Origin of the sequence: Litoreibacter roseus (assembly GCF_009811795.1) — a bacterium.
GTDB lineage: Bacteria > Pseudomonadota > Alphaproteobacteria > Rhodobacterales > Rhodobacteraceae > Litoreibacter > Litoreibacter roseus.
Genome location: NZ_BLJE01000002.1, coordinates 311,622 through 324,911 on the forward strand (window position 1 = coordinate 311,622; position 13,290 = coordinate 324,911).

Consider the following 13,290-nt stretch of genomic DNA (forward strand, 5'->3'; position numbering starts at 1 on the left):
TATGAGCTTCAATACGGGGCTGGACCGAAAGGGTCCCGGTTTGTTGGTTCGGGATATCCTTAAGGGCGAAGACGAAGACATCGGGGCGGTTCTTGCCGAGATTGCGGCTGTCTCACCCGATATCGCGGTTCTGCAAGGCATCGACTTTGATCACAATGGCGTCGTTCTGGACGTACTTGCTGACGCGCTTCGGGATCACGGGCTGGACCTACCTCACCATTTCATGCGCCGGCCGAATACCGGGACGGGAACGGGCTTTGATCTCGATAAGAACGGTCGCCTTGGTGAGGCGCGAGATGCGCAAGGCTACGGCACGTTCTCGGGGCAAGGTGGCATTGGGATTCTGTCACGCTTTCCGATCCTTGAAGACACCGTTGGCGACTATTCCGATGTCCTTTGGAAGGACGTGCCCGGCCCCAGCTTGCCCGTGATCGATGGCAAGCCTTATTTTTCAGCTGAGGTGCTGGACGTCCTGCGTCTGCACACGGTTGGCGCTTGGGTTGTTCCGATCCAGACGCCGGACGGCCCCGTTCAGATCTGGGCGTCTCAAGCAGGTCCGCCGGTGTTTGACGGTCCCGAAAACCGGAACGGCTTGCGCAACGCAGCAGAGATCAGGTTCTGGACGGATATGGCCGAGGCCGGGTCCGTTCCATTTGTGATCGCTGCGGGTCTGAATGCCGATCCGCATGATGGGGATGGATCGCATGCGGCGATTTCAACCCTTCTCGCCAGTCCCAATCTTCAGGACCCACGCCCCGCGTCAGACGGCGCGCAGCAGGCGGCCGATGCGGGGCATGTGACCCCACCGTCGCAGGACACCGTCGATTGGCCGAACTCGGACACCCGCCCTGGAAATTTGCGGGTCGATTATGTTTTGCCGTCTACTGACCTACGGGTCGTGGATGCTGGGGTTCATTGGCCACCCGACGTCCCGCCGGAGACATTTGGGTCGCGCCACCGGGCTGTCTGGGTTGACGTTGCCCTTGATTGAGCTGCCTTCGTCTTGACGCAGGGAACACCGCAGGATAGGCCGCAAACACCTGTTCTGACGGAGCTTTCCCATGTCAAATCTCTCTTTGTTAATTCTGCCCGGCGACGGCATCGGTCCAGAAGTTATGACCCAGGTCGAACGCGTGATCGATTGGCTGGGCGACCAGAGAGGACTGAAATTTGATGTGTCGCGCGATCTTGTCGGCGGCGCGGCCTATGACGAGCACGGGGTTCCGCTGGCCGATGAAACCATGGCCAAAGCGCAGGAGGTCGATGCGGTTCTGCTTGGCGCTGTCGGCGGCCCGGCCTACGACAATCTCGACTTCAGCGTGAAGCCCGAGCGGGGTCTGCTGCGCCTGCGCAAGGAGATGGACCTGTTCTCGAATCTGCGTCCCGCGCAGTGTTTCGATGCGTTGTCTGATTTTTCGTCTTTGAAGAAAGAAGTAATCTCTGGCCTTGATATCATGATCGTGCGGGAACTGACCTCAGGCGTTTACTTTGGCGAGCCACGGGGCATTCAGGATGACAATGAGGGCGGTCGCGTAGGCGTTAATACGCAGCGCTATACGACGAACGAGATCCGCCGCGTGGCGCGCTCTGCCTTTGAACTGGCGCGCCGTCGCAGCAACAAGGTCTGTTCGATGGAAAAGGCCAATGTCATGGAAAGCGGTATTCTGTGGCGGGAAGAGGTCTCGTGGGTTCACGAGAACGAATACCCGGATGTCGAGCTAAGTCATATGTACGCCGACAATGGCGCTATGCAGCTTGTGCGTGCGCCAAAGCAGTTCGACGTGATCGTCACGGACAACCTGTTTGGTGACATCCTGTCCGATTGTGCTGCCATGCTGACCGGATCGCTCGGGATGCTGCCCTCCGCCAGTCTTGGCGCACCGATGGAAAATGGTCGGCCAAAGGCGCTGTACGAACCCGTCCATGGTTCGGCGCCAGATATTACCGGCCAAGGCAAGGCGAACCCCATCGCCTGCATCCTGAGTCTTGCCATGGCGCTGCGCTACTCGTTCGATCAGGGCGAAGAGGCCGCTCGCATTGAAAAGGCTGTTGAGAAAGTGCTGGCCGATGGTGTTCGCACGGGTGATCTGATGGGCCCCGATGGTGGAACGCCTGTGTCGACGTCCGGCATGGGCGATGCGATCCTTGATGCACTTTCCGAAAGTGCCAAAAAGTAAGCCTTCGTTAAGCCGGTTTGCCCTAATCAGTGAGGCTGCAAGGACGCTTGTCAGTGCATGAAGGATTTGCCGCATTTGCGGACAGTGCGAAGCATTGACGCGCCCGGACCCGCAAGACAGTGTCGGGGCGAAGCTGAGTTGGGGTATCCATGTCAAAGAACGCCAAAGGCGCACTCTATGCCCTGATTGCGTTCGGGATTTTCGCCACCCATGACGTGATCATCAAGATCCTGGGTGCGGCGGCGTATTCCCCCATCCAGATCGTATTCTTCAGCGTTCTCTTCAGCTTCCCACTGGCCACGATGTATCTGATGCGGGACGCCACCAGCGGGACGTTGATCCCCAAACATCCCTATTGGATGATCGCCCGTACATTGGCGGCCGTCGTCACCGGGTTTTGCGCGTTCTACGCGTTCTCGGTGCTGCCCTTGGCGCAGGTCTACGCCATCCTCTTCGCGTCGCCGCTGCTGATCACAATCCTCGCGATCCCGATTTTGGGTGAGCAAGTCAAATTGCGCCGCTGGCTTGCGGTGATCGTCGGGCTTTGCGGCGTTCTGGTTGTTCTGCAACCGGGCGAGACCGCGTTGGAACTGGGTCACGCCGCGGCTTTGGTTGCTGCCGTCTGCGGTGCATTTGCCTCGGTCATCGTGCGTAAGATTGGTCGGGAGGAGCGGCCCGTCGTGATCATGCTTTATCCGATGATGGCGAATTTCGTGGTGATGGCCGCGCTCTTGCCGCTGGTCTACCAACCCATGCCCATTCAGGACTTGGCCCGCTTGGGTGTGATTGCCCTTTTCGCATGGACCGCCGGACGGTTCCTGATCGCGGCCTATAGCACCGGGGAGGCCGTTGTCGTGGCCCCCATGCAGTATTCCCAGATCATCTGGGCAACCGCCTACGGGTTGTTTTTCTTTGATGAGGCGCCAGGTCTCAACACGATTATTGGATCCGCTATCATCATTTCCAGCGGTCTTTATATCGTGCTCCGCGAAAGCCGGGTGGAAGAGTCCGAAACCCCTGTTCTGCGCACCCGCAGCCGTCCCGAGACGGGGACAACCCCGCGGATCGCCCCCTCGCTTTGGCCGAGAAAGCCACCCGAATAGGCCGCTAGAGCGCGCGGTTAGCTACATCCTTGATCACGCTTGCAATTATTTTGGCTGTATCCTGCCATGTCGGCAGATCGTTCGCCTTTGCGACGGCTGCCGCTTTGTACTGCTTGTAGGCTGCGGGGTCGGTCAGCAAGGTTCTTAACGCGCCTGCCAACTGCTCCGGGTCGTTTGGTGGTACTAAAATCCCGGCATCTCCAACGGTGTCAGGCACGGCCCCCACGGCGCAAGAGATGACCGGTAGCCCGTAGAGCATAGCCTCGCTCAACACCATGCCGTAGCCTTCGTAGCGGGTGGCGAGCGCAAAGATGCTTGCCGCTGCGAAGCGGTCTGCAAGGTCTAAGGCGCTGAGTTCGCCGGTGAACTGGACCCGGCCCGCCAAGCCAAGTCGCGTCAGCTGATCAATCAAGGAGGACGCGTAGGCCGCGTCGTGCACCTTTCCCGCGATAACAGCACGCCAATCGAGATCCTTCAGACCGGCGAGCGCGTCGAGCAGGACGTCGTGCCCTTTGCGCGGGGCGAGAAGCCCCACTGACAGGATCAGCGGTGGGTTCGACGGTTTTGCCGTGATCTTTGGTCGATCAAATCCCGGTAGAGCAATTGTGATGCGGTCTTCGGGAACGCCGAATTGCTTGGTCAGAATATCGGCGGTGTGAGCGCTGGGCACGAGAACATGGGTAACATGCTTCAGGACGGCTGCCTCGTTTGCCAAAAGCTCAGCGGCGCGTGATGGCGGCAGACCAGTCTCCAACCCAAGCGGGTGGTGCACCATCGCGATCACGGGCGCCGCCAAATTAGCTATACCATCGGGGTCGATAGCGCCGGACACGAGCCCATCGAGGATGACCGGACGGTCTGCTGGAATGTCCTGCAAGGCGCGAAGCGTTGCGACCATATCGCCTGGCGTAGGGTCAGGAAAGCTGTCGGGCAGTTGCAGATGCTCTGTTGAGCAGTTGATTTCATTGAGCACTCGCAAAACGGTTGCTTCGTAAATGTAGCCACCGGTGCGTTGGTGCATATCACCGGGGATGGCGAAGACAGCGTTCATCCCTGCACCTGTTCGCTTGCGTAAACGCGCAGGATGGCACGCTCGATACGCTCAACGACGAGATAGGCCAGCGTGGCGGCGGCGGTTACGACGACAATCGCGCTCCACAGCATGTTGTAGTTCGATGTTGTCGCCGTCAGTGCCATGAGGTTTCCGATCCCTTTTCCCGTCGCAAGCCATTCCGTCGTCGTGACCGCCAGAAAGGCTGCCGGAATGGCCATGCGGGCCGAGGCGAAGAAAGCGGGCAGCATTGCCGGGATGCGCGCCCATCTCATCAGCCGCAGGCGCCCGGCCGCGTAGCTGTCGAACATATCGATGATCTGTCCGGGCGTTTGGCGCAAGCCTTGCAGGCAGGCAATAAGCGTGGGGAAGAAGATCATTACGGCAACGATGATGATCGTGCCCGCTGCACCGCGCCCCAAGGCAAGCACGATCAGGGGTGCTGTTGTAATGATGGGCACGGATCTCAGCGCAATGGCAGCCGGAAGAACCGTGGCTGACAGGGCTGGGACGAGGGTTAGCAAGATCGCCAGACCCGCGCCAAGCCCCAGTCCCGCCAAATAGCCCGGTACGGTGAGCGCGCTTGTTTCGGTCAGGGCGGTGCGTAGCGTGCTTCGCGCCTCGTCATTGGTCGTCAGATACCGCCAGATGTCCAGCGGCCGCTTGGCAAAGAACCGATTGAGATCGAATATATCCATCACGCTGTGCCACAGGACCAGAACGAGCGCGATCAGTGCAACAGCCTTGCCCAAGCTTCGGCTCCAATTCTCGCGTCCCTGTACTGGGGGCGGCGTCATAAGAATGCTCGCCGGATGCGCAACCAACCTACGTCCGATCCAGCCGATGATGCCGTAGACTAAGATGGATACGGTCGCGGCAAGGCTCGCAAGCGCCCAAGTGGCGTCCACGTCCAGACTGCGCATGGCCCGCAAGGTCAACACCCCCAAGCCCCTGTCTGCGCCCGTAAACTCGCCGATCATCGCACCCAGAATAGCCGCGGGCGCGGCGATCTGCAGGCCCGCGATCAGATAAGGCAGGCTGGCGCGCGCGCGGATGTAGAAAAGCTCGGTCATCCTTCCGCGTCCGTAAATGCGCGTGAGGTCCGACCAGTTTTGCGGGATCGCCCGAAGCCCAACGACCAGCGCCAGATAGGTCGTGTAGTATACGGCTAGCGCGGCCAGCGCGATCTGCGGGCCATTGCCCGGTCCATAAAGCACGCGCAGGATTGGCCCGGTTGCAACAAGCGGCAGACAAAAGACGGTCAGCGCCAGTAGGGAAATCGTTCGTTCGCTGCGCGGCAACAAGATCACAGTGCAGGACAGAATGATCGCGCCAAGATTGCCCCAGAGAAATCCCCAAGCCGCATTGTGCAGCGTCGCGGTGACGGCGCGGGATAGCAGACCAGTGTTTTCAGCCATATGTCGTAGAACGTCTAGGGGGCCCGCGATGACAAAGCTGTTTGGGTAGATCTGCGCGACGATCTCCCACAAGGCCAGGGCAGCAAGGGCACTGAGCCAACCGTGGATGCCGCGTGTTCGCGTCATATGTCAGGCGGCCACGGCGCCGAGGGCATCCGAAACATCATCACATACGCGCTGGAAGTCTGGCGTGTTCGGGACGGGGATGGTCGTCTGATCCACCGTGATGTCCGCGACCACCGCAGCAGGTCGGGGGGAAAGGACGAGAATGCGGTCTGACAGCAACACCGCTTCCTGCACAGAGTGCGTGACCAGCACAGCGGTCGTTCCGCGGTCGCGCCAGAGCGGCGGCAATTCCAGATTGAGCCGATTGCGGGTAATCGCGTCCACAGCCCCAAAAGGCTCATCAAGCAGAACAAGCTCGGGTTCGGAAATCAAACAGCGGGCAATGGCGGCCCGTTGACGCATCCCGCCCGACAGTTCAGCGGGGCGGCGGTCGCCAAATCCGCTGAGGCCAACCAGATCAATCAGTGCGTTCACCTGATCAGGATTGCTGGGTTTGCGCGCAAGTTTCAGTCCCAACGCGATGTTGCTGTGTAAAGTGCGCCACGGCAGCAATGATGGGTCCTGAAAAGCCATGGAGACGGCGCCGCGGCGGGCCAGGGCTTTCGGTGTCTCTGTTCCGATCTGGACGGTCCCGGTGGTTGGATCCTCCAGCCCCGCGATCATGCGCAGAACTGTCGATTTACCGCACCCGGATGGCCCGACCAGTGCGGTGGTCTGACCTGCTTTCAACATCAGATCCAAAGGCGCCACGGCGTCTACTTTGGCGTCGCCTGTGCCGAAAACCTTGGAGACACCGTTCAGCTCAACCGCGGCGCCGGACATAGGACTACACCGCATGCACCTCTTCCAGAAGGGAGCGATCCCAAAGTGCGGGTGTCACCTGTCGACCCAAAAGCGCAAGGGTCTCGATGTTTTGTGCAATGCCGTCCTCTGTGAACCAGCCGAAGCCCTCTGCTGCGGTTAGGTCAGAGAACATCAACGGCAACTGGCGTTCGGCTTGCAGTTTCTGCGCCTCAAGGTCGAGGCCTGCATCGGGGAACATATCGACAGTGAGTACGGCCGCGGCGTCGGTGTCTTTTTGGTAGTCGTTCCACCCGCGCACCTCACCTTTGAGCAGGCCAACGATCTCGGCGCGCCTGTTGGCGATGCTGTCTTCCGTCGCGATATAAGTCTGCGAATAGACCGAATATCCGTGATCCGCCATCAGCATGGTCACGTTGTCTACGCCCTGAATTGTCATGGCAACCGGCAGGTCCGTGGCCCAGCACAGCAGGCAATCCACCTGACCCGAGACCAGCGGCGCGGCATCGTATTGGGTCGGTACAATTTCGATCTCGTTTATGTCGACATTGTTGAGTGTACACAGCGCTTGCAAAACCGGTGTGTTGTTCGTCGACATCCCGATCTTCTTTCCCACCAGACCGGCGGGGCTGTTGACAGGGTTGGCGGCCAGCGAGGCGATGGCGAACGGATTTTTCTGCATCGCGACGGCAATGATTTTGAAGGGCGCACCCTCAGCAACCGCCGCAGCGGTATAGTCTGCCGCCGAAATGCCGACCAAAGCAGTCCCAGAAACCACAGGGGGTTCTACAGGTGCGTTTGGGCCGCCCGGCGTCAGCGTGACGTCCAGTCCCTCGTCAGCCCAATATCCATTGGAAGCCGCGATATAGCTTCCGCCAAACTGGACCGAATGCAGCCAAGACAATTGCAGGTTTGCGGGGGTGTTCGCCAAGGCGAGGCCTGGGCGCACAAACGCTGCTGCGCCAAGTGCTGCGGCGCCGGTCGATAGTACGCTTCTGCGGGTCGGAGTACGTGTAAGTTTCATTGGACCTCCAGCTTTCGGTCGGACTTTTCAGGTGTGTATTCAGCGACTTCTGCCGCTTTTGTATTTTTCGTATCTGTTAGAAGAAACAGGAACGCGGGGCAGGCCGCCAGTAGTATCATGGTTCCATATACGATTCCCGTCGCCGCCCCCTCGCTGGCCGATGCCGAGGCCATGGGGAACAGAACGACCGCAGCGGCCTCGCGCCACCCCCAACCACCGATCGACAGTGGAACAAGCATGGCGGTCAGCACAAGCGGGATCAGCGTGAAGACGGTGCTCGCGGGCAGTATGGCGCCGATCGCGCGGGCGCTTGCATACATGCTGTAGCAGAGCAGCACAGCGATGGTTGCTGCAAGGAACGCCTGACGCGGCTCGCGCAGATTGCGCACGAGATGTGTGAGGAATCCCCCAATGCGGCCGTCGCCCCTTGCAAAGAAAAGCACTGCGCCCGCGATGACAGGCATTGCGGCAAGGACCAGCCAGATCCAGCTTGGCCACGCGACACCGCCGGGCACCCAAAGAACCACAACGAAGCCCAGAAACATCAGGGTGAAGAGGCAGATTTGCCCGATCAGTCTATCTATAATGACCGATTGCGCAGCACGGCTTAGGTCGCCGGTATCCCGGACCCGGACGGCCCGTGCTGCGTCCCCGGCAACCCCACCCGGTAGGATCATGTTGATCAGTTGGGCCAGGTAGTACTCGCGCACGGCGCGACCGAAGGCGATCTCAAGCCCGAAGTTCTGGGCGACCCATTGCCATCGTTTGGCCATCAGAAACGTGCTAAGGGTCAGACAGGCGAGTACCACCGCCAGCCAGCTCAGATCTGCACCTCTCAGTTTTTCCGCAATCTGCGCACTGTCCGTGAAGAGCAGCAGCGCGCCGATCATCGCAGCGGACACAAGGAATTTGAGGGCAAACCGCAGCATTTTAGCGTGCCGCCAATGGGCCGGGGGAGGTGAACGCCCGGATGAAGTGATCCCGGAATGCGTCCATACGCCAGACCGGCGCCTCTGCATCTGGGATCAGGCTGGGTGTCCAGTCCCAATGGCTGATCTGTTCAAGGACCGTATCAGGCGCGATCATGTGGAGTGGTACATCGTGGCTGTCGATCTGAGACACAAAACCCGCGGGCTGATGATCGCCGACAACAAGGATAAGTGGAGCTTCATCGCCAAGCTGGGCAACATGCGAAAATGTGGCTTGCAGCGCATAATCAATGGCCAATCGGTACTGTTCGCGCACGCGGTCCCGGTCGCGCCACACTTCTTTTGGGGTGGGACCTTGGGTGGCGTATTGGGTAAATACGGTTCCATCACCGAGTTGATCCCACTCCAGCAGTGGCGGGATCGGGACCCAAGGCGCATGGGATGAAATCAGGGCGATCTGTATGAAATCGGGGCGCGGATCCTCGCCCAGAATGTCGCGGTAGGTTCCAAGGGTGAACTGATCCGGCATGGTCACCCAGTTGAAGCGCGCGCCTTTATAGGGGATGTCCGCTGCCGGATGCACCCGCTCGAACCCCATCAGGCTGCTTTCCGGCCAGCCCATTGTGATCGCAGGCATGATAGCTGCGGTCCGAAACCCAGCGTCCGCCGCCAGATGGAAAAGTGATTTGCGTCCGCTGCCAAGCATGGCGTTGTAGCGGCCGTTGTCCGACGTCCAGAGCCCGGTCGACAGCGTGCCATGTGCGAGCCAGCTTTGCCCACCGGCAGTGGGGGATGTCAGCCAACCGGATCGAATACCGAAACCGGTAGCGCGCAGGGACTGTTCCGCCGTCGTCAGAGTGGCAAGGTGCGTGTCGGTGTAGAGAGGATTTTCAAAGGATGTTCTGCCGTAGCTTTCGATGTAAATCAGGATCACGTCGCGTGGACCGATCATGTCAAAAAGGCCGGTCGCATCGGCGTAGGGATCCTGCGCCGCGTCTTGGCGGAACTGGATCAAGTCCGCTGCCGTGGCCTGCATCTCGACCGCGCGCTTGAACATCAATCGGCTTGTCCATGATGTGCCAGGGGGGCTTTCGGGCAGCTTCCACATCTTCAATGCATGACCCGCATCGACGACGGTGATGACGCTGAATGCGATAGCAATCAGACCGGCACTTACCCGCACTATCGGGCGACCCCCGACGCATGACCACGCGCGAAACGTATAGATTAGAGCGAAGAACAAAACCGCGAGAAGCAGCCCAAACCCTACCAGCAGGATAATGGCCAGTGGGCGACCCACGCTGTTTTCGAGCAGGTTGAACCCCGCTTCGACCAGAAAGGCATCCAGAACGGGGTTGAACGGTCTATTATACGCGACGAACATCCCGTAATCGGCGACCTTCATCAGCGCCGCAAGCACGAGGGTCGTCGCGAAGAGAACCGGCAGAAAGAGGCGGGGTCGCAGCGCGACGAGCGTCAGGATCAGAACAGGCAATTCCAGAGGGAAACGGTTGAGCGCAGTCCATTTCATCGTACCGGGATGGTTCGGAAGGACGAGCACGAGGAACACCAGAACGACGCCCCCACCCAGAAGAAGTATGCGCTTCATTTTGAGCGCCTTGCCAGCCACAGCGTGTCAATCGCAAAGGACCACATCAACACGGCTGTTGCGGCCAGCGAAACAGGCAGCCGTGCGGCATCGGGCACGATCGGGGTCATCAGAAAAATCAGGGCTGCGATTTGAACAACGCAGATGACTTTGCGTCGGAATCTCTGCGGCAAAGGGGCGGAAAGCCATGGAAACACGAAGGATGCGGCAACGAAGGCATATCGCATGAACCCCAGCGCGAGGATTTCGGGTCCGACTTTCCCGCTTTGCCAGAGAAGCAGCGCCAGCGTCGCGCCAAGAAGTGCGTCTATCTCCATATCGAAGCGGGCCCCGAAGTCAGACACGAGACTTTCGCGCCGCGCGAGCCAGCCGTCGAGGCCGTCCATCGAGAAGGCAATCGTGGCGATCACAAAGAGCGTCCAGGAAGATGTTGCCTGCAACTCGGTCTGAAACAGCGCGCCGATAAGGATTGCGCAGAGGCTGGCACGTGTCAGGGTGACGATGTTGCAAGCGCCCAAGCCGGCGTGCGGGTAGCCTGTCGCAATCCCACGAACGGCAAGCCCCGACACGCACGCGAACATTGCAACGGTGATGCCAACGGGCAGAAGCGCTCCGGAATAGATCCAAAGATTTATCCCCGTCGCGCCCACCATCAGGACCAAAGCGGCCGCCGCAAACGATACGGCAGGCCGCGTCTCTAGCCTAAGACGGTGGGGATGTGACGGATCGCTTTCAATCATGTTGGCTCACCTAGCACGGTGCCCTTTATTGTCACTTTGGCCACCAGCGGGCAATGATCCGATGCGATATTGGTTTCCGGCGTGTTCAAAACCCGCGCCTCACGCACGGTCCCCGGTTCATCGCTCATGATGCGGTCGAGGGGTAGGATCGGCGTGCGCGTCGGGAAGGTGGCAGGGGCCGGTCCGCTAAATTTCCGACCGAGCATGGATTTTGAGAACGCAAAGCCGCCCCATGGACGCCATTCATTTAAATCTCCTAGCAACACCGTCTGCATAGAAGGCCGCCGTCGGATGTACTGACCCAAGGTACGCATCTGGACGGCCCGCAGGGATTGGCTCAGGGACAGATGCATGGACATCAGGCGGAACCGGGTCAGGCCATCGGTAAGCTCAAGGCTGACCGCACCGCGGTGACAATGCCCCGCCAGATCGATCAGATCGGTATGGACCACATTGAGACGAGGCGCGACAAACAGGATTGTCCCCAGAAACCCAGAACTTTCCGGTCCCCATCTCAGTGCCGGGTCAGTGTGGATGCAGTGTAGGCCTGTTGTGGCTTCGATGGCAGGGATATCGAGGATTTGCGCGTGTGGCGGGCATTCTTCGTCTGCTTCCTGCAGTGCCAGAACATCTGGCTCTATTGGCGCTATTGCGGTTTCTATCGCGTTGACGATCCGTCCCGGATCCCGTTTTCCGTCCCGCCCTTTGGCGCGGTGCACATTCCATGTGGCACATGTCAGGTCAGGACTTTGCACGGTGTCTCCGGTCACGTTTGTTTGACACCATTGCTTGCTCATTGGTGCATCCAGTGCATCTTATGTAAATATGAATAAATTGCCCAACTCACCTTGAGGGAGGATCGAATGAGACACCTTTTTGCCACGGCTCTGTTTGCAACGACTTTTGCAGCAACCGCTGTTTCCGCAGCTCCTGAACGCTATGAGCTCGACCCGGATCATACGGCGGTCATGTTCACCGTCGATCATGTCGGTTACGCGGCAACGCTGGGTATCTTCGGCGAAGTGGCGGGCACGTTCATGTACGACATGGAAACACAGGAACTGAGCGACGTTCAGGTCACCATCGCCTCAAAAAGCGTGAATACCTTCCATGACGCCCGCGACAACCACGTCAAGGGAAGTGATTTCCTGAATGTGTCAGAGAGCCCAGAAATCACGTTCACCGCAGAGGGCGGCGATCCCTCGGGTCAGAACAGCGGTACAGTGACCGGTGATCTGACTATTCTGGGCCAGACCCACCCGATCACGTTGAATGTGACGCTGAACAAGGCGGAGGCGTACCCGTTTGGTCACAAGCGCTTTGTGCTCGGGCTCTCTATCGACGGTTCTCTCAAGCGCAGCACCTATGGGATGACCTATGCCGTGGCCAACGGTCTGGTGGGGGATGAGGTTGATATCCGTATTGAGACGGAAGCGATGCGGATAGAATAATCGCAGGCGCCTTTTCATGCCTGCGCCATACGGGCTTGAAGAAACTCGGTGAACCTTGCGACTGATCCGCTGAGCGATTGCGGGTTCCAGATCGCAAGCGTGCTAAGCGGTTCGGCGGTGGTCTCGATGGGGATCGGGATCAATCCGCGCCGCGCCGCGATCAGTGAGCTTTCTGTCAGTATCGTGATCCCCATGCCGCTGGCTACAAGGCCTAGGATACCCGCAGAGTTGAACGCTTCCTGCACGATGCGGGGTATGAAGCCGGCGCTTCGGCAGAGCGGCATGAGGTGGGCATAGAAATGTTCCCATTCTCTTGGGGGGCCGTGGATGAAATCCTCGTTGGCCAATTCGTCTAGCCTGACGGATTGCCGGTTCGCCAACCGGTGGTTCTCATGCACGATGCAGACAAGCTGATCTTGCTGGATCTCGATCTGCTCGTAGTCCGGTTTGCTGACCGGGCCCGTTACAAAACCGATATCAAGCACTCCGGCGGCCAGCTTCTCCAGCTGTAACGTCGTGACGTCGTGATGAGGCTGGAGCGTTATGCCGGGCTGTTTGCCGCGAAACGTCTGAAGCAGACTCGGCAGCGTTCCGGCAATCGCGAAGTCAGTATAGCCGACCCGAATTGTTCCGATTCCGCCCGCGTGGACCTGACGGGTGTTTTCGACGGTGTGATCGACCGCATTCAGGATACCGTGAGTGCCGTCCAAGAACTCCTGCCCGGCGGGTGTCAGTCGCACGTTGCGGTTGGATCGCTCGAACAGAACAACGCCCAATTCGGCCTCCAGATGCTGGATGGCACGACTTAGCGCGGGTTGTGCAATCCCCAGACGATCCGCCGCTCTGCGGAAATGAAGCTCCTCCGCGACAGCCAGGAAGTAGCGCATGTGGCGGAGGCCAAATTTCATTGATGCCTAAATA

13 protein-coding genes are annotated in these 13,290 nt (G+C 59.4%); 4 read left to right on the plus strand and 9 right to left on the minus strand.

What is annotated here, in order from left to right; translation table 11 throughout:
* Position 1 precedes the first annotated feature (1 nt).
* The 3 genes from KIN_RS08525 to KIN_RS08535 all read left to right on the plus strand — a co-directional run bounded on the left by KIN_RS08525 (position 2) and on the right by KIN_RS08535 (position 3,280).
* Positions 2-991, plus strand: coding sequence for an endonuclease/exonuclease/phosphatase family protein (locus KIN_RS08525; RefSeq protein ID WP_159805998.1), 990 nt, complete (start codon positions 2-4; stop codon positions 989-991).
* A gap of 70 nt (positions 992-1,061) precedes the next feature.
* Positions 1,062-2,177: a 3-isopropylmalate dehydrogenase gene (gene leuB / locus KIN_RS08530; protein ID WP_159806000.1), complete on the plus strand. Its 1,116-nt coding sequence runs from the start codon at positions 1,062-1,064 to the stop codon at positions 2,175-2,177.
* A 149-nt stretch (positions 2,178-2,326) separates the two neighbouring features.
* Positions 2,327-3,280, plus strand: a complete 954-nt coding sequence (locus tag KIN_RS08535) for a DMT family transporter (RefSeq protein WP_159806002.1) — start codon at positions 2,327-2,329, stop codon at positions 3,278-3,280.
* A 4-nt stretch (positions 3,281-3,284) separates the two neighbouring features.
* On the opposite strand, the gene KIN_RS08540 is transcribed toward KIN_RS08535, so the two are convergent.
* From KIN_RS08540 to KIN_RS08575, 8 genes are read right to left on the minus strand one after another with little or no spacing between them, the layout of a single operon-like run.
* Entirely contained in the window at positions 3,285-4,331 is a 1,047-nt protein-coding gene (locus KIN_RS08540; RefSeq protein WP_159806004.1) for a glycosyltransferase family 4 protein, read from the minus strand.
* A complete protein-coding gene (locus KIN_RS08545) occupies positions 4,328-5,875 on the minus strand; it encodes an ABC transporter permease (RefSeq protein ID WP_159806006.1) in 1,548 nt (515 codons plus the stop codon). Before KIN_RS08545 ends, KIN_RS08540 begins: the two co-directional genes overlap by 4 nt.
* Positions 5,876-5,878: 3 nt before the next feature.
* Positions 5,879-6,637: an ABC transporter ATP-binding protein gene (locus KIN_RS08550; protein WP_159806007.1), complete on the minus strand. Its 759-nt coding sequence runs from the start codon at positions 6,635-6,637 to the stop codon at positions 5,879-5,881.
* A gap of 4 nt (positions 6,638-6,641) precedes the next feature.
* Positions 6,642-7,640 carry an ABC transporter substrate-binding protein gene (locus KIN_RS08555; protein ID WP_159806009.1) on the minus strand — a complete coding sequence of 333 codons (999 nt, stop codon included), beginning with the start codon at positions 7,638-7,640 and terminating at the stop codon, positions 6,642-6,644.
* A complete protein-coding gene (locus KIN_RS08560; RefSeq protein ID WP_159806011.1) occupies positions 7,637-8,569 on the minus strand; it encodes a lysylphosphatidylglycerol synthase transmembrane domain-containing protein in 933 nt (310 codons plus the stop codon). Before KIN_RS08560 ends, KIN_RS08555 begins: the two co-directional genes overlap by 4 nt.
* 1 nt (position 8,570) lies before the next feature.
* Positions 8,571-10,178, minus strand: a complete 1,608-nt coding sequence (locus KIN_RS08565; protein ID WP_159806013.1) for a sulfatase-like hydrolase/transferase — start codon at positions 10,176-10,178, stop codon at positions 8,571-8,573.
* Positions 10,175-10,918: a CDP-alcohol phosphatidyltransferase family protein gene (locus tag KIN_RS08570; protein WP_243144868.1), complete on the minus strand. Its 744-nt coding sequence runs from the start codon at positions 10,916-10,918 to the stop codon at positions 10,175-10,177. The genes KIN_RS08565 and KIN_RS08570 overlap by 4 nt, the downstream gene beginning before the upstream one ends.
* Positions 10,915-11,715, minus strand: a complete 801-nt coding sequence (locus KIN_RS08575) for an endonuclease/exonuclease/phosphatase family protein (RefSeq protein ID WP_159806015.1) — start codon at positions 11,713-11,715, stop codon at positions 10,915-10,917. The genes KIN_RS08570 and KIN_RS08575 overlap by 4 nt, the downstream gene beginning before the upstream one ends.
* 66 nt (positions 11,716-11,781) lie before the next feature.
* On the opposite strand from KIN_RS08575, the gene KIN_RS08580 reads away from it, so the two are divergent.
* A complete protein-coding gene (locus KIN_RS08580; protein WP_159806017.1) occupies positions 11,782-12,369 on the plus strand; it encodes a YceI family protein in 588 nt (195 codons plus the stop codon).
* A 14-nt stretch (positions 12,370-12,383) separates the two neighbouring features.
* On the opposite strand, the gene KIN_RS08585 is transcribed toward KIN_RS08580, so the two are convergent.
* Complete coding sequence (locus KIN_RS08585; RefSeq protein WP_159806019.1) at positions 12,384-13,277, minus strand: LysR family transcriptional regulator; 894 nt, start codon at positions 13,275-13,277, stop codon at positions 12,384-12,386.
* Between the last annotated feature and the right edge of the window lie 13 nt (positions 13,278-13,290).